Annotated in this window: 18 protein-coding genes; all 18 read left to right on the top strand. The window is 43.3% G+C overall.

The genetic code is table 11. The features are described from left to right. The first annotated feature begins 79 nt into the window (after positions 1-79). The 18 genes from EGC80_RS20360 (at position 80) to flhB (ending at position 17,107) form a co-directional block, all read left to right on the top strand. The gene (locus EGC80_RS20360; RefSeq protein WP_233768556.1) at positions 80-1,297 is read left to right on the top strand and encodes a sensor histidine kinase; all 1,218 of its coding nucleotides are present in this window, start codon (positions 80-82) and stop codon (positions 1,295-1,297) included. Continuing rightward, a complete protein-coding gene (locus EGC80_RS20355; protein ID WP_101032338.1) occupies positions 1,290-2,639 on the top strand; it encodes a sigma-54-dependent transcriptional regulator in 1,350 nt (449 codons plus the stop codon). Before EGC80_RS20360 ends, EGC80_RS20355 begins: the two co-directional genes overlap by 8 nt. A 274-nt stretch (positions 2,640-2,913) precedes the next feature. After that, a complete protein-coding gene (gene fliE, locus EGC80_RS20350; RefSeq protein WP_124011931.1) occupies positions 2,914-3,255 on the top strand; it encodes a flagellar hook-basal body complex protein FliE in 342 nt (113 codons plus the stop codon). Between the two features lie 62 nt (positions 3,256-3,317). Continuing rightward, positions 3,318-4,994 (top strand): flagellar basal-body MS-ring/collar protein FliF, encoded by a 1,677-nt coding sequence (gene fliF / locus EGC80_RS20345; protein WP_164839581.1) that lies wholly within the window; start codon positions 3,318-3,320, stop codon positions 4,992-4,994. After that, a complete protein-coding gene (fliG, locus tag EGC80_RS20340) occupies positions 4,987-6,042 on the top strand; it encodes a flagellar motor switch protein FliG (RefSeq protein WP_101032335.1) in 1,056 nt (351 codons plus the stop codon). The genes fliF and fliG overlap by 8 nt, the downstream gene beginning before the upstream one ends. Before the next feature lie 330 nt (positions 6,043-6,372). Further along, on the top strand, positions 6,373-7,506 hold the full coding sequence (fliH, locus tag EGC80_RS20335; protein ID WP_124011929.1) for a flagellar assembly protein FliH: 1,134 nt from the start codon (positions 6,373-6,375) through the stop codon (positions 7,504-7,506). Next, positions 7,478-8,818 (top strand): flagellar protein export ATPase FliI, encoded by a 1,341-nt coding sequence (fliI, locus tag EGC80_RS20330; RefSeq protein WP_101032333.1) that lies wholly within the window; start codon positions 7,478-7,480, stop codon positions 8,816-8,818. Before fliH ends, fliI begins: the two co-directional genes overlap by 29 nt. Positions 8,819-8,823: 5 nt before the next feature. Continuing rightward, on the top strand, positions 8,824-9,270 hold the full coding sequence (gene fliJ, locus EGC80_RS20325; RefSeq protein ID WP_101032332.1) for a flagellar export protein FliJ: 447 nt from the start codon (positions 8,824-8,826) through the stop codon (positions 9,268-9,270). A 61-nt stretch (positions 9,271-9,331) separates the two neighbouring features. After that, a complete protein-coding gene (locus EGC80_RS20320; RefSeq protein ID WP_206191817.1) occupies positions 9,332-9,601 on the top strand; it encodes a hypothetical protein in 270 nt (89 codons plus the stop codon). Between the two features lie 333 nt (positions 9,602-9,934). Beyond that, on the top strand, positions 9,935-11,500 hold the full coding sequence (locus EGC80_RS20315) for a flagellar hook-length control protein FliK (RefSeq protein ID WP_124011928.1): 1,566 nt from the start codon (positions 9,935-9,937) through the stop codon (positions 11,498-11,500). Between the two features lie 138 nt (positions 11,501-11,638). Continuing rightward, complete coding sequence (fliL, locus tag EGC80_RS20310) at positions 11,639-12,154, top strand: flagellar basal body-associated protein FliL (RefSeq protein ID WP_124011927.1); 516 nt, start codon at positions 11,639-11,641, stop codon at positions 12,152-12,154. Positions 12,155-12,192: 38 nt separating this feature from the next. Further along, a complete protein-coding gene (gene fliM / locus EGC80_RS20305; RefSeq protein WP_124011926.1) occupies positions 12,193-13,221 on the top strand; it encodes a flagellar motor switch protein FliM in 1,029 nt (342 codons plus the stop codon). 10 nt (positions 13,222-13,231) lie between these two features. Continuing rightward, a complete protein-coding gene (gene fliN / locus EGC80_RS20300; RefSeq protein WP_101032328.1) occupies positions 13,232-13,615 on the top strand; it encodes a flagellar motor switch protein FliN in 384 nt (127 codons plus the stop codon). 118 nt (positions 13,616-13,733) lie between these two features. Continuing rightward, the gene (gene fliO / locus EGC80_RS20295; protein ID WP_372491445.1) at positions 13,734-14,114 is read left to right on the top strand and encodes a flagellar biosynthetic protein FliO; all 381 of its coding nucleotides are present in this window, start codon (positions 13,734-13,736) and stop codon (positions 14,112-14,114) included. Further along, positions 14,114-14,875, top strand: coding sequence for a flagellar type III secretion system pore protein FliP (gene fliP / locus EGC80_RS20290; protein WP_164839508.1), 762 nt, complete (start codon positions 14,114-14,116; stop codon positions 14,873-14,875). Before fliO ends, fliP begins: the two co-directional genes overlap by 1 nt. 12 nt (positions 14,876-14,887) lie before the next feature. Beyond that, complete coding sequence (fliQ, locus tag EGC80_RS20285) at positions 14,888-15,157, top strand: flagellar biosynthesis protein FliQ (RefSeq protein WP_101032327.1); 270 nt, start codon at positions 14,888-14,890, stop codon at positions 15,155-15,157. Between the two features lie 3 nt (positions 15,158-15,160). Then, complete coding sequence (gene fliR, locus EGC80_RS20280) at positions 15,161-15,964, top strand: flagellar biosynthetic protein FliR (RefSeq protein WP_124011925.1); 804 nt, start codon at positions 15,161-15,163, stop codon at positions 15,962-15,964. Between the two features lie 9 nt (positions 15,965-15,973). After that, positions 15,974-17,107, top strand: coding sequence for a flagellar biosynthesis protein FlhB (gene flhB, locus EGC80_RS20275; protein WP_124011924.1), 1,134 nt, complete (start codon positions 15,974-15,976; stop codon positions 17,105-17,107). Positions 17,108-17,128: the final 21 nt, after the last annotated feature.

The raw sequence follows: 17,128 nt of genomic DNA, 5'->3' as shown, positions 1-17,128 counted from the left end.
ATCAGTAATCAGCAAATAAATTGTTTGGCACAGTAAATGCATTAAGCTAGTTAAATGTTATTCTTTTGACGGAGCGACCATGTATTCAGCACGAGCGTTAACACATACAGATAATCCAGATTTTGGATTGTCTGCGTCAGCTTCGTCTAGCATCACAACTGATGCAGAGATTCAATCGTCTGCTATTGGCGCTTATTCAGTGCTACAACGAAAAACTAGTGTGCTTCGTAAAGGCGTTGCCCATTCTAGCGCGGCTATTGCTACTCCTGTTATCAGCCCTTATTCTAGTAAGGCCGCTAATATGTCTAATCAAATGGCGCATATTCTTCAAGCCATGCCATCTGGCGTGGTGATCATTGATGGCGACGGCGTGGTAACGCTTGCTAATCCTGTTGCAACCGAACTTCTCGGGCGACCGCTGCAAGGTTCGCGTTGGTTTGATATTATCCATCGTGCATTTGCGCCACAAGATGATGACGGCCATGAAGTGTCGCTTAAAAATGGTCGCAGGGTAAAATTAGCCATTACCCCATTAGCGCCAGAGCCGGGGCAGTTGATTGTATTAACCGATCTAACCGAAACCCGCTTATTGCAGAAAAACTTATCTCATTTACAACGTTTATCGGCGTTAGGCAAAATGGTGGCGACATTAGCACATCAGGTGCGCACCCCATTATCTGCGGCTTTGCTGTATGCCTCTAATCTTGGCAGTTCCAAATTATCAGACTCAGCACGAAGTAAGTTTCAATCTAAATTGGTTGACCGATTAAATGAGCTAGAGCGTCAAGTAAATGACATGTTACTCATGGCAAAGGGACGTCAAGAGGGAATGGCTGAATCGGTTACAATGGATGAGATTATTGGACAGGTTATGGCCAATTGCGAGCCTATTGCAGATAAAAAACACTGTCAGCTTGTGGCTGAAGACACCTCAAATTCATTGATGCTTGCCAATGCTAATGCACTCAGTTCAGCAGTGAACAATTTGGTGATGAATAGCATTGAAGCGGGCGCAACAAAAATAAAAGTCAGCGCCAGTGAAACCGCTGATGGACTATTACTCGATGTTATCGATAATGGCAAAGGGCTCGAACCGTCAATGCAACAACAAATACTTGAACCTTTTTTTACCACTAAAAGTCAAGGTACAGGATTGGGCTTAGCGGTTGTTCAGTCGGTAGTGCATAACCATGGCGGACAAATACAGTTGTCGTGTAAACCTGGAATGGGTTGTCATATTCGATTGAGCTTTCCGCACATTAGCAAAGCAAGTGATCAGGAGGTGATGCGTGGCTGAAGCCAATATTTTATTAGTTGAAGATGATGCTGATTTACGTGAGGCATTACTCGATACGCTAATGCTCGCCCATTACGACTGTGTTGATGTTGGCAGTGCTGAAGAGGCTATTTTGGCCTTAAAAGTAACCCATTTTGATATGGTGATTAGCGATGTGCAAATGGACGGTATTGGTGGCATGGGGTTGCTGGGTTATTTGCAGCAGCACCAACCTAAACTGCCGGTATTATTAATGACCGCTTATGCCACTATTAACAGTGCGGTTAGTGCAATGAAATTAGGCGCGGTGGATTACCTTGCTAAACCATTTGCGCCTGAAGTGTTGTTGAATCAGGTGTCACGCTATTTACCCTTAAAGCAAAACCACGATAAGCCTGTGGTTGCCGATGAGAAAAGTTTAGCCTTGTTGTCGCTGGCTCAGCGTGTGGCAGTATCTGATGCATCGGTAATGATCATGGGGCCGAGTGGCTCAGGTAAAGAAGTGCTGGCGCGCTATATTCACCAACATAGCCAACGCCATGACCAGCCGTTTATTGCGATTAATTGCGCTGCAATACCCGAGAATATGTTAGAAGCGACCTTGTTTGGTTATGAAAAAGGCGCGTTTACTGGGGCTTATCAGGCATGCCCTGGTAAGTTTGAACAAGCCCAAGGTGGCACCATATTACTTGATGAAATATCTGAGATGGAGCTGGGGTTACAAGCTAAGTTATTGCGGGTGTTACAAGAACGTGAGGTTGAGCGTTTAGGTGGCCGTAAAACCATTAAACTGAATGTTCGCGTACTGGCAACCTCAAACCGCGATCTTAAAGCGCTGGCCACCTCGGGTGAGTTTAGAGAAGATTTATATTACCGAATTAATGTATTCCCGTTAACGTGGCCTGCGCTGCATCAACGCCCTGCCGATATTTTACCGCTGGCGCGGCATTTAATTATTAAACATGCTAAAGCACTTAATATGACCTCAGTGCCACAGCTGGATGACGGTGCTACTCGGCGTTTATTAACCCATCGCTGGCCGGGTAATGTGCGAGAGTTAGACAATGTTATTCAACGGGCACTGATATTGCGGGTTAATGATGATATTGGCGTTAATGATATTATTTTAGACTCTGGCGATGTGGCGTTAGTGGCACCAGAATATGTTGACACTGATAAGTCTGCCGAATTAGAAGGCTTAGGTGGCGAATTAAAAGCCCAAGAGCATGTGATTATTTTAGAAACCCTAAATCAATGTCAGGGTAGTCGGAAAATGGTCGCTGAAAAACTCGGGATCAGTGCTCGTACGTTACGTTATAAAATGGCAAAAATGCGCGATATGGGGATCCAATTACCTGCTTAGTGCCAATGCCTGTGCTAATTGATTATTTGTTCAAGCTTATTTAATTGATTGATTTTAAAGTTTTATTTTATAATTAAGACAAAAAGTGACCTATTTTATATGGTAAATAGGTTACTTTTGCCTGCCTATTGTTGCCTTTTGCCTGCCTATTTTCTAATTGTTTTCTAATTGTTTTATACCTATCGCCTACTAATTGTAATATTGGCATCTAAATTGCTATAAATTATTATCAGTTATTGTTGTCGTCAAAAAGTCGACGAAAGGGAGTTACATCGTGCAGATTAGCGCAAATCCATTAATGCAAGAAATGCAGTCACTTCGTGGCGAAATAGCCCCTTCTATTGGTTCATCAATTCGTCCTAATTTATCCCAGCAAGTCAATAACACTACCGGTGCTGATTTCAGCCAGTTGCTGTCTCAGGCGGTGGGTAGCGTCAATGAACTACAACAAGCCTCGTCAAGTTTAGCCTCGCGTTTAGATATGGGTGACACCACGGTTAGCTTGTCTGATACGGTTATTGCGCGTGAAAAAGCTGGCGTTGCCTTTGAAGCAACGGTGCAGGTACGTAATAAACTTGTCGATGCTTATAAAGAAATCATGAATATGCCTGTTTAGTCGCAGATCAAATAAAATAACAACATCAGATATAGCAGGTAAGTATTGTGAGCACAGACTTAATGGTAGGTTCAAATTCAACCGCTGATACCGGCGTACGACAAGAGAACCCGTCTGGGCTTCTTGGCGGCATTGGTGGCGCCGATATGATGCGCCAAGTGATCATGATCTTGGCATTAGCGATATGTCTTGCTATGGCTGTTTTTGTGATGATGTGGGCCCAAGAGCCTGAGTATCGTCCACTGGGTAAAATGGAAACAACTGAGATGATCCAAGTCTTGGATGTACTTGATAAAAATCAAATCGATTATCAAATAAATGTCGATGTGGTGAAAGTGCCTGAAGACAAATATCAAGATGTTAAGTTATTACTCAGCCGAGCAGGTGTTCAAAGTAACACCCAAGCTAATGATTACTTAAGCCAAGATAGCGGATTTGGTGTCAGCCAACGCATGGAGCAAGCTCGCTTAAAACTCAGCCAAGAATTAAACTTGGCTCGGGCTATCGAAGAATTAAAAAGTATTAGTCGTGCCAAAGTTATTCTAGCGCTACCAAAACAAAACGTTTTTGCTCGTAATGCCTCTAAACCAAGTGCAACCGTGGTGGTGAGCGTTCGTCGTGGTGGATTAGGCCAAGAAGAGATCGATGCGATTGTTGATATTGTTGGCTCGGCGGTGCAAGGACTGGTGCCTTCTCGCGTGACGGTGACGGACTCAAATGGTCGTTTACTGAATTCTGGTAGTCAAGATGGTACCTCTGCTCGAGCCCGTCGTGAACAAGATCTCGTGCAACAACAAGAAGCAGAATACCGTAAAAAAATTGAATCAATATTGATGCCTATTTTAGGACCTGAGAACTTTACTTCTCAAGTCGATGTCAATATGAACTTTACCGCAGTAGAGCAAACTGCAAAGCGCTATTCTCCTGACTTACCCGCTGTTCGCAGCGAAATGACCATTGAGCGAAACTCATCGGGTCAAAGCTCTGGCGGTATTCCTGGTGCGTTAAGCAATCAACCGCCGACGGAGTCCGATATTCCGCAAGTGGCGGGTGAGGCGACAAGCTCAACTGTGTCAGGTAATTTTTCAAAAGAAGCCACGCGTAATTATGAGTTAGACACCACGATTAGTCACACTCGTCAGCAAATTGGTGTGGTTCGCCGCGTCAGTGTGTCAGTTGCGATTAACTTTAAACCTGGGCAAATGGACGACAATGGTCAGGTCACTCGCGTGCCGAGAACAGAACAAGAATTAACCAATATTCGTCGTCTTTTAGAAGGCGCGGTAGGCTTTAGCACCCAACGCGGTGATGTGCTTGAAGTGGTAACGGTTCCCTTTATGGATCAGTTAATTGAAGCGTTACCAGAACCGGATATGTGGGAGCAGCCTTGGTTTTGGCGTGCGATTAGACTGGCTTTAGGTGCGATTGTTATTTTAGTGCTCATTCTGGCCGTGGTTCGACCTATGCTGAAGAAGCTAACCAATCCTAATGGGATTAAGATGCCCGATGATGTTCATCCTGGACATGAATTAGCTGAAATTGAAGATCAGTATGCAGCCGATACCTTAGGTATGCTTAATACTAAAGAGGCGGAATACAGTTATGCCGATGATGGGTCAATTCATATACCTAATCTGCATAAAGATGATGATATGATTAAAGCAATTAGAGCAATCGTGGCCAATGAGCCAGAGCTTTCCACGCAAGTAATTAAGAACTGGTTACAAGACAATGGCTAATGAAAAAAAAGAAAGCGTAGAAAAAGCAGAAAAAGCTACGGGATTTGACCTGGATTCGGTTACTGGTGTTGAGAAAACTGCCATTTTACTGCTCAGTTTGAATGAAGCGGATGCGGCGTCAATTTTAAAACACTTAGAACCTAAGCAGGTGCAAAAAGTGGGTATGGCGATGGCGGCGATGGATGAGTTTGGTCAAGATAAAGTCATTGGGGTTCACAAGTTATTCTTAGATGATATCCAAAAATTCTCGTCAATTGGCTTTAACAGCGAAGAATTCGTCCGTAAAGCGTTAACCGCGGCGTTAGGTGAAGATAAAGCGGGCAACTTGATTGAACAAATTATCATGGGCAGCGGGGCTAAAGGGCTTGATTCGTTAAAATGGATGGATGCCCGCCAAGTGGCGACGATTATCCAAAACGAACATCCGCAAATTCAAACCATTGTGTTGTCATATTTAGACCCAGATCAAGCCGCTGAGATTTTTAGCCAGTTTCCAGAAAATACCCGTTTAGATTTGATGATGCGTATTGCTAACCTTGAAGAGGTTCAGCCAGCGGCTTTGCAAGAGTTGAATGACATTATGGAAAAACAATTCGCGGGTCAAGGTGGAACGCAAGCAGCCAAAATGGGCGGCCTAAAAGCGGCTGCCAATATTATGAACTATCTCGATACGGGTGTTGAGAGCCAGATAATGGAAACCATGCGTGAGTCTGACGAAGAAATGGCGCAACAAATACAAGACATGATGTTTGTATTTGAGAACTTAATTGACGTTGATGACCGTGGCGTTCAAGCCTTGTTACGTGAAGTGCAGCAAGATATTCTGATGAAAGCACTTAAAGGTGCTGATGAAGGTTTGAAAGAGAAAATTCTGGGTAATATGTCTAAACGTGCAGCAGAATTACTTCGTGACGACTTAGAAGCCATGGGGCCAATTCGTATTAGTGAAGTAGAAGTGGCACAAAAAGAGATTCTGGCTATTGCTCGGCGCCTCAGTGACAGCGGTGAAATCATGTTAGGCGGAACTGGTGGCGACGAGTTCTTATAACTCAGTATCTATATCCAAGCCATTACCGAGAGCGCTGCTTCGCTGCTAGGACGCTTCGCTGCTAGGACGCTTCGCTGCTAGGACGCTTTGCTGCTAGGACGCTTTGCTGCTAGGACGCTTTGCTGCTAGGACGCTTTGCTGCTAGGACGCTTTGCTGCTAGGACGCTTTGCTGCTAGGACGCTTCGCTGCTAGGACGCTTTGCTGCTAGGACGCTTCGCTACTAAGATTTTATAGAATCTAGCAGCGAAGCGCCCTCGAAGGACGCAGTCCGCCCTAGGTCCTTGAACCTTGCTTTTGAACAATGTTTTCAACAACATAAGTGATGAATTATGCCAGAATCAAAATCGCCTAAAAATACGCTCAATACGGATGATGAGCAAGCATTTAGGCATTGGCAATTACCTGATATGACTAAAGATAGTAGTTTAGAACCGTCAAACATGTTTGGTAAGTTTTCTGAGGCGCACACGCCTACTCCAGTTGCTGGTGCCGAGAAGTCCATGGCACCACCGACCATGGCGCAAATTGAAGACATTCGCGCAGCCGCGGAGCAAGAAGGGCTTGAGCAAGGCAAACAAGAAGGCCATCAACAAGGATTAGAGCAAGGGCGCTTAGAGGGACTGGAGCAAGGTCACCAACAAGGGTTCGCTCAAGGCGAGCAGCAAGGATTGGAGGCCGGGCAAACGAAAGTTAATGAACTTGTTGAGCAACTTAATCAAATTATTAACCAATTTGAGCGGCCACTCTCTATATTAGATAACGAAATTGAAGCTGAACTGTTGGCAATGACAATAAGCTTAGCCAAGTCGGTGATTGGCCATGAACTTAAGACGCATCCAGAACATATATTATTGGCATTACGTCAAGGTGTTGATGCGCTGCCACTGAAAGAACAACGGGTTAAATTGCGCTTGAATCAAGCCGATGCTGAAATCGTTAACCAATGTTACAGTGCGGAACAACTGGACAAAAATCAGTGGCAAATTGATATCGATCCGTCATTATCAAATGGTGACTGTATCATTGAAAGTGTGCGTTCATCTGTCGATTTACGTGTTGAGCAACGTATTAACCAAGTGTTTAGTGAATTAGACGCCCAGTCGAATCAGTTAGCTAAGAATGTGCAACAACAAAAAGCAACTCATCCACAATATCAAACCACTTCAGTCGATAATTTGAGTGAACATCAACAACCCCCTGAGCTTACCGACACCATCGACAGTACAAACCGTGCTGATAATGACCAGAATAGCCAAAGTCATACTGTTGATACGGATGCTGAACCGGTGACTCAACACATTGATGCGCCGGATCCCATTGTGGATCCACAGACAAGTGCAACGCTCGACACAAGTGTACAAGCTGATACTGTCCCAACAGATAAAGCGGATGATACTTCGCAACAGACGAAAGACCTATCCCAAGGAAATACCGATGAGCACTCGTCAACATCGACTACTTAACAAATTTGCTGTGCATCATAAACACGTATTACCGCTGCGACCAGTGGCAAGCGGGCAGTTAGTTAGGGTTGTTGGTTTAACGCTCGAGGCGACCGGATGTCGTGCACCTATTGGTAGTTTATGCTCTATCGAAACCATGGTGGGTGATTTGGTGGCAGAGGTTATCGGGTTTGATGACACATTACTGTACTTAATGCCTATTGAAGAACTCAGAGGGGTGTTGCCCGGCGCGCGCGTTAAGCCGTTAGGTGAACAATCTGGATTAAATGTTGGCTTATCATTATTAGGCAGAGTGTTAGACGGTAGTGGCTTGCCATTAGACGGTTTAGGACCGCTTAATACTGATCAATATGCTTCACGTCATGGCCCTTATATTAACCCATTATCTCGACGAGCGATTACCGAACCTTTAGATGTCGGCGTTCGTGCAATCAATTCGATGTTAACGGTCGGTAAAGGCCAGCGTATGGGCTTGTTTGCCGGTTCTGGTGTGGGTAAAAGTGTGCTGCTTGGCATGATGACGCGAGGTTCTAAAGCCGACATTATTGTGGTGGGTTTAGTGGGCGAACGTGGTCGTGAAGTTAAAGAATTTATTGAAGAAATTTTGGGTAAAGAAGGTCGTGCGCGCGCAGTTGTTGTGGCCGCACCGGCAGATACGTCTCCCTTAATGCGCTTACGGGCTTGTGAAACATCCACTCGTATTGCTGAGTATTTCAGAGATTTAGGTTACGATGTTTTGTTGCTAATGGACAGTTTGACGCGTTATGCACAAGCACAACGCGAAGTGGCTCTTGCGGTAGGAGAGCCGCCAGCAACCAAAGGATATCCCCCTTCCGTATTCGCTAAGTTACCGCGTTTGGTTGAACGGGCGGGTAATGGCGGTGCTGGGCAAGGTTCTATTACGGCTTTTTACACTGTTTTAACTGAAGGTGATGATCAACAAGATCCCATTGCTGATGCTTCTCGCGCTATTTTAGATGGCCACATTGTGTTATCTCGTCAACTTGCCGATTCGGGTCATTATCCTGCCATCGATGTGGAAGCATCGATTAGCCGCGTAGCACCCATGGTGATCAGTGATGAACACCTAGAAGCCATGCGCAGAGTTAAACAGATGTATTCTCTGTATCAACAGAATCGAGACCTTATTTCAATTGGTGCCTACTCTCAGGGCAGCGATCCTAGGATTGATAATGCGATCCGCTTACAACCTGCAATGAATGCCTTTTTGCGTCAGGGATTTAAAGAACCAGTGACGTTTGAAGAGAGTCGAGTCATGTTGACTCAAATAGCCGCGCAGTGTCAGGGATAACGTAAATGACTCGAACTGATCCACTATTGACGGTATTGAAGTTAGCCACTTCTGCCGAAGATCAAGCTGCTTTACAGCTTAAGTCGGCTCAATTTGAGAAGCAAAAACGCCAAGGTCAGCTGGATGCATTAAACAACTATCGCTTAGATTATATGAAACAGATGGAAGGACACACAGGAACCACGTTACGCGCAAACCAATACCATCAATTCCATCAATTTATTCGTCAAGTAGATAATGCAATAACACAGCAGGTTGGCGCGGTTCAAGATGCCGAAAAACAAGTTGGCTATCGTCAAGTTCATTGGCAAGAAACACAACAAAAACGTAAAGCGGTCGACATGTTATTAAAGCAAAAAGCCAAGAAGGCTATGGCAATAGAAGCTAAACTTGAACAAAAAAACTCAGATGAATTTGCGATGCAACAGTATTTTCGCCGAAAACTTAAATAACCCTTTGTCTTGCTAATGACCTTGCTAACAATCTTGTTAATGACCATTTATCGACTTGCTAATGACCTTGCTAATGACCTTGCTAATGACCTTGCTAATGACCTTGCTAATGATCTTGCTAACAATCTTGTTAATGACCATTTATCGACTTGCTAATGACCTTGCTAATGACCTTGCTAATGACCTTGCTAATGACCTTGCTAATGACCTTGCTAATGACCTTGCTAATGACCTTGCTAATGACCTTGCTAATGACCTTGCTAATGACCTTGTTAATGACCATTTATCGACTTGCAATAGACTCACTATTGACGCTCCTATTAACTCGTGAAGACGCCTTAGTTGCAAGAAATGGCAAGTTTGACAAGTCGCGATCTGCTCACATCAAAATATCATGATGCGCTTGCTGGTTCGCTGATGTTTTGCTTGGTTGTCTATTATGCAAAGATCATCGAACCACCATGTGTTGGCACTTAAATTGCTTAATATTATTAATTGAAATAAAAATCGTCAGTGAAGCGACGGTGGCGAGCTTATTACGAGGCTTTTGCAATCACCTTATACATATAATTGAACAGACAAATATGTGTCGTATAGAGGGTGATGACCTAGCTGTTTTTAGACGATATATCACCTAACCTTGTTTAATTGAGTGGAGCAGATTATGCAGCAGATGAACAATATCTTACTTGGCAATAGCAGTAAACCTGCCGATGCGAGCACGAAAGTAAACGTGCAAGGTGTTGAAAATAAAACATTTTTATCTGCTTTTAATCAAGCGAGCGAATCCGGTCTTATTTTACGGCGTAACGCTAATACGGCGCAGGTGTCGTTTGATGCTGAAGCGGGGAAAGCAAATGCTGGCATCGCAAGTGAGCTGTCTACAGACGAAAATGCTGATGTTGAAATGATTTTTGCTCAACTTAATATGGCGGATTCAATCAATAAACGTCATTCCTCTGGCGGAAAAGAATTACCACATGTCGAACAATCTGAGGTTTATTTTGACACAACATTTTCGGCAGAAGCGCCAAACAGTGCTGTTGTTGAAAAGACCAATAATGATGTCGGTGTTAGTGAGTTATTTACTGATACTATTGATTTACCGGCAGATTCTATCAATGCCAAAGAGGCTCTTTCTCAGCTTAGCGCTGAAGAACTAGACAACTTAATGGCATTTGCTGATTTATCGGTAAAAGATTTACAAGCGTTAGACCCTCAAGCTTTAAACGTATTAATTAGTGATTTTAATCTACAAGCACCGGTTATTGATGAGTCTATTTTAGCTATGGTGGAGGCTGATATAGACAGAAAGCTTAATAGTGAACAACAAAACCAAATTGATAAATCAGTCGCCACCAGCGTGGTGATTCAAGGTAAAGCGAGTGCTACCGATGTTAACTCTGCACTTAATTCTGCAGCCGTTAAATCAGATATGACGGGTCCTTTTAGCTCTGGGCTTAGTCGCTCTGCCGCTTCAGTTGAAGCGACTTCAGCGATGAACGTCGATCCCAAGACTATTTTAGGTGATAACGATCGCATTAATAGCAATGTTCAAGTAGATACTGATAATGCCAAAGTACTGGCAAAAGCTGATTTTTCAGTGGTATTAGACTCCTTAGCGATAAAGCGCGCCTCCGGTGAGCCTTCAACCCACTTAACCCCAGCTAATTTTGGCTTAGATGCTGTGGCTGATGTCAGTGAAACTGATAATAAGACCTTACAAAATCATAATAGCTTTACCTCGGTCAATAAAAGTGATGTGCCGCAATTCCAGTTATCGATAAGACCGCAAGGAGAAGCTGGCGCTCAGATGCAAGAGATGATCCAGCGTTTTTCTCCGGTGATGAAACAGCAGTTAATCACTATGGTAAGTAATGGTGTTCAACAAGCTGAAATTCGGCTTGATCCAGCCGAACTTGGACATTTAACGATTAAAATTCAAATCCAAGGCGATCAAACTCAAGTGCAGTTTCATGTTGCCCAGTCGCAAACCCGAGATATCGTTGAGCAAGCTATGCCACGATTACGTGAGATGCTTGCGCAAGAAGGATTACAATTGACCGACAGTCATGTGTCCCAAGGCGATGGCGGTAGCGAACAGCAGCATGAACAATCAGGAGATCATAGTGGGGAAGGCCGCCAATTGGATGAAATTTCAACACAAGAGGTCAGCTTGCTGACAAATCCATCAAGGAGTTTACATTCAGCTATAGATTATTATGCTTAAGCAGGTAACCTATGGCAACAATATGACTTCGTAACAATAGCGAGTTATTTAGCTAAATTATAATGTTAATTATAATGTTAATTATAATGTTAATTATAATGTTAATTATAATGTTAATCACAATGTTGATTTGGGACCATGATGGCTGAACAAGAATTAGAATTAAACGAAGTCCCAGAAGGCGGTAACAAATCCAATAAGCTGATCATCTTTGGTGGTATTGGTTTAGTGTTGGTTTTGCTCATTGGGGGCGGATTGTGGTTTTTTATGGGTTCAAGCGAGCCTGCCTCTCCCGCAGATACCGCTACTGAAACAAAAGCACCAACAGTAAGTGCAGGAGCTGAATATGTTGGCATGCCAAGACCTTTTCTGTTTAATTTACCGGGTGTTGATCGCGCGAGGCTGGTTGAAATTAAAGTCCAATTAATGGTGCGTGGCGAAGATGATAGCGTGCTTATAAAAAAACATATCCCATTGATTGAGGATGCATTATTAACCACTTTTAGTGCCGCAGATGTGCAAAAACTGAGTACCCAAGCCGGTAAAGATGAGTTACGTCAGTTAGCGTTACTTAATGTTCAAAATACATTGCAACCAGTAACAGGGGGGACAGTCGTTGAAAAAGTCCTGTTTACTGGCTTTGTAATGCAATAACCAATAACCAAAAAAACATTAACTGCTAAGGCGATGATGTGAGTGATTTATTAAGCCAAGATGAAATTGATGCGCTATTACATGGTGTTGATGATGTCGATGATGATGAAATAGAACAAAATAGTGCTGATGCGCAGTCTTATGATTTCTCATCTCAAGACCGAATTGTGCGTGGCCGTATGCCTACGCTTGAAATCGTTAATGAACGATTTGCACGACATTTACGCATCAGTATGTTTAACATGATGCGCCGTGCGGCCGAAGTGTCGATCAATGGCGTACAAATGCTTAAGTTTGGCGAGTACGTGCATACTCTATTTGTGCCAACCAGTTTAAATATGGTGCGTTTTAGTCCACTTAAAGGCACCGCGTTAATCACCATGGAAGCAAGATTAGTCTTTATTCTTGTCGATAACTTCTTTGGTGGCGATGGTCGTTTTCATGCCAAAATTGAAGGCCGTGAATTTACCCCAACAGAACGTCGAATTGTACAGTTATTGCTCAAAATCATTTTTGAAGATTACAAAGAAGCATGGTCGCCGGTAATGGATGTGGAGTTTGAATACCTCGACTCTGAAGTGAACCCTGCGATGGCGAACATTGTCAGTCCGACCGAAGTGGTGGTGATTAACTCATTTCACATCGAAGTTGACGGTGGTGGCGGTGATTTTCATATCACAATGCCGTATTCAATGATTGAGCCAATCCGTGAATTACTCGATGCCGGTGTTCAAAGTGATAAACAAGATACGGATATGCGCTGGTCGCAAGCATTACGTGATGAAATCATGGACGTGAAAGTGGGCATTGATGTCAATGTTGTTGAACATGAAGTGACATTACGCGATGTTATGGGCTTTAAAGCGGGCGATATAATCCCGATTGAATTACCTGAACACATTATGATGAAAATTGAGGATTTGCCGACTTATCGTTGTAAAATGGGTAAATCGCGCGATAATTTAGCGGTAAAAATCAGTGAAAAAATCCCACGGCCAGAAACGGTTAAAACAGAGCTGCAATTAGTGACTCGCAAAGGCAAGTCGCGTGATATTTCAGAGTTATAAGGTGAAGTAAATGAGCACAGAAGATACAGGCGATGACTGGGCTGCCGCAATGGCTGAGCAGGCTATAGAAGAAGCGGAACAAGTTGAGCTTGATGAGTTAGTCGATGATTCCAAACCTATTTCTAAAGAAGAAGCGGCAAAGTTAGATGGCATATTAGATATTCCGGTGACCATTTCTATGGAAGTGGGACGCAGTTTTATCAGCATCCGTAATCTACTTCAGCTGAATCAAGGTTCGGTGGTCGAACTTGACCGTGTAGCGGGTGAGCCACTGGACGTGATGGTCAATGGAACCTTGATTGCCCATGGTGAAGTGGTGGTCGTTAATGATAAGTTTGGTATCCGTTTGACGGATGTTATTAGCCAGACAGAACGGATCAAAAAACTTAAATAACTCGATTAACTAAATAAAACAATAATATAGCAAAGGTTGGGATAGTGTTGATCTTTGCTGATTTGGTTACACATTACAAGGAATAGCAGTGGCTAATGTGATACTAATGCTCAGCGTCATGAGTGAGGCATTGAGCGCCCCTGAAGTGTCTAGCACTCTAACGAATAACCCGTTAGCTCATCCCTCTGAAGTGTCTAATGCCGCAACATTAGCCAATATGGTTGGTGGGTTAATTGCCGTATTAGCGCTTATCTTTTTGTTAGCTTACATTGTCAAACGGCTTAAATTAGTGCCTTCAAATGGCGGTGTGATTAAAACAATTGCCGTTACCCCTATAGGCCAGCGTGAGAAAGTCGTACTGGTGGAGGTCAACGGCCAACAATATCTTCTTGGTGTGACCTCGCAACAAATTAATATTATTGATAAGTTAGCCACCTCCGTCGATGTTCCTATTTCTTCGTTTGCCAGTCGCCTAAAACAAGCCAAGGAACAGCAATAATGAATAAGTACACAAGCGTGTTGGTGTTGGCGGTAATGGCGCTAGTGGCATTGGTTTTATCGCCCTCAGCAATGGCACAAGACGGGGTGTTACCTGCGTTAACGGTCACCACAGCTGCAGATGGAACAACTGAATATTCGGTAACCATGCAGATTTTATTGCTAATGACAGCAATGAGTTTTATCCCTGCGATGGTGATAATGCTCACCTCCTTTACCCGTATTATTGTGGTGTTATCGATATTAAGACAAGCTTTAGGGTTACAGCAAACACCGTCGAATCAAGTGCTGATTGGGATTAGTTTGTTTATGACTTTCTTTATTATGGCGCCGGTATTCGATAAAATTTATGCTGAAGCTGTAGAGCCTTATATTAATGAAACGTTAACATTAACTCAGGCTTATGATGTTGGAAAAGAGCCTATTAAATCATTTATGCTGTCGCAAGTTAGGACCACCGATTTACAAACCTTCATCGAAATATCCGGATATAAAGATATTCAATCTCCAGAACAAACGCCTATTAGTGTGGTGATCCCTGCATTTATCACCAGCGAGCTTAAAACGGCATTTCAAATAGGTTTTATGTTGTTTGTGCCCTTTTTAGTCCTCGATTTGGTTGTCGCCAGTATTTTGATGGCTATGGGTATGATGATGTTGTCACCGATGATCGTGTCATTACCGTTTAAAATTATGTTGTTTGTACTCGTTGATGGTTGGGGTCTTGTCATGGGGACTTTAGCGAACAGCTTTGGAATATAAGGCGCTAAAGTTATGTCTCCAGAATCGCTAGTTGATGTTTTTCGAGAAGCATTGTCCGTTATCGTACTGATCGTGGCAGCGATTATTTTGCCCGGCTTATTTGTCGGTTTAATTGTGGCGGTGTTTCAGGCCGCGACCTCCATTAACGAGCAAACCTTAAGCTTTTTACCGCGTTTAATGATGACGTTATTCGCGTTGATGTACTTAGGCCATTGGCTGGTGCAAACCATGATGGATTTCTTTTTCGAGATGGTGAATCTCATTCCACAAGTGATAGGGTAAGTTATGGATATTTTGTTTGATGAAATCAGTCAAACAATTGCTGCTTATCTTTTGCCGTTTTTTCGTATTTCATCCATGCTCATGGTGATGGTGGTCTTTGGCGCAAATACCACGCCGGCTAGGGTTCGACTCTTGTTATCCGTGGCCATTACCGTGGCTGTTGCACCTATTTTACCCCCAGTTGTAAATGTCGAATTACTGGCATTAAGTTCCGTTTTTGTGATTGTTCAGCAAATATTAATTGGGGTGACAATGGGTTTTGTGACCTTAATGGCCATGCAAACCTTTGTGTTAACAGGGCAAATTATTGGTATGCAGACCAGTTTAGGTTTTGCTTCAATGGTTGATCCTGGTTCTGGGGCGCAAACACCCGTAGTGGGTAACTTATTTTTGTTATTGGCAACGCTTATCTTTTTGGCTGTTGACGGCCATTTATTGATGTTTCGGATGCTGGTGGCGAGTTTTGAAACCATTCCGATATCAAATCAAGGTATATCAATCGCCAATTATCGCGCCCTTGCCGATTGGGGCGGTTTCATGTTTGGCGCTGCGCTGACAATGTCAATCTCAGCTATTACTGCCTTGTTATTAATTAACTTATCCTTTGGTGTAATGACTCGCGCATCGCCGCAGTTGAATATTTTCTCTATTGGTTTCCCAGTTACCATGGTCTGTGGTTTGCTGATTTTGTGGTTAACATTGGGACCGATTATGGCGCATTTTGATGAAGTTTGGTCGGCTGCGCAACTACTTATGTGTGATGTGCTGCAGCTTGAATGTCAACGTGATGGCTCAGTGGTATTTTAGGGGGCACAGATGGCAGAAAATGACAGTAGTCAAGAACGCGATGAAGAACCCACCGAGAAGCGACTTGAACAAGCCCGTGAAAAAGGCCAAGTCGCCCGTTCTAAAGAATTAGGTACCGCAGCAGTATTATTGGCCGCATCGGTTGGATTTTCGATGACAGGACCGGCTATTGCCAAAGGTATCCATACCATAATGAAACAACTATTTACCATGGAACGCGACCAAATTTTTGATACCAACTCCATGTTTCGTGTATGGGGCGTAGTGGGGAACGAGCTTGCTGGGCCGTTAATTAGCTTTATTGCTTTACTGGCATTTGTGGCTTTTTTGGGCAATATTGTTTTAGGTGGGATCTCTTTTTCAGTCAAAGCCTTTATGCCTAAAGGCAGTAAGTTAAACCCCATGAACGGTTTTAAGCGTATGTTTGGTACCCAAGCATTGGTTGAACTGACTAAAGGTATTGCTAAATTTGCGGTGGTGGCATTATCCGCTTACTTCCTACTAAGATTTTATTTCATTGATATTTTGACCCTGTCTAGCGATCACTTACCTGGCAATGTCTATCATTCTTTAGAGTTGCTCATTTGGATGTTTATCGTACTGTGCAGTTCGATGTTATTGATTGTTATTATTGATGTGCCATTTCAAATTTGGAATCACAAGAAACAATTAAAAATGACCAAGCAAGAAATTAAAGATGAGTATAAAGATTCTGAAGGTAAGCCTGAAGTTAAAGGCAAAATTAGACAAATGCAGCAGGAGATGGCGCAACGGCGTATGATGACCGAAGTGCCTAACGCTGATGTGATTGTGGTTAACCCAGAGCATTATGCTGTGGCGGTAAAATACGATGTAAGTCGCTCTTCTGCGCCATTTTTAATCGCCAAAGGTGTCGATGACGTTGCCTTTAGAATACGTGAAATTGCTCGCGAACATAATGTTGCTATTGTATCGGCCCCGCCATTAGCTCGTGCTATTTACCACACCACTAAGATTGATCAACAAGTGCCAGAAGGCTTATTTACCGCGGTCGCACAAGTACTTGCCTATGTATTTCAGCTTAGGCAATATCAAAAAGGTAAAGGTCGTCGTCCTAAAGCTATCCCACTTAGTCAGCCCATTCCTGATGATTTGAAGCATTAATCGCCACTCAATTCGCTTATG

This window comes from Shewanella psychromarinicola, from assembly GCF_003855155.1.
GTDB lineage: Bacteria > Pseudomonadota > Gammaproteobacteria > Enterobacterales > Shewanellaceae > Shewanella > Shewanella psychromarinicola.
Note: the sequence above shows the minus strand (reverse complement) of the source record. Positions and strands in the feature narration are given on the sequence as shown.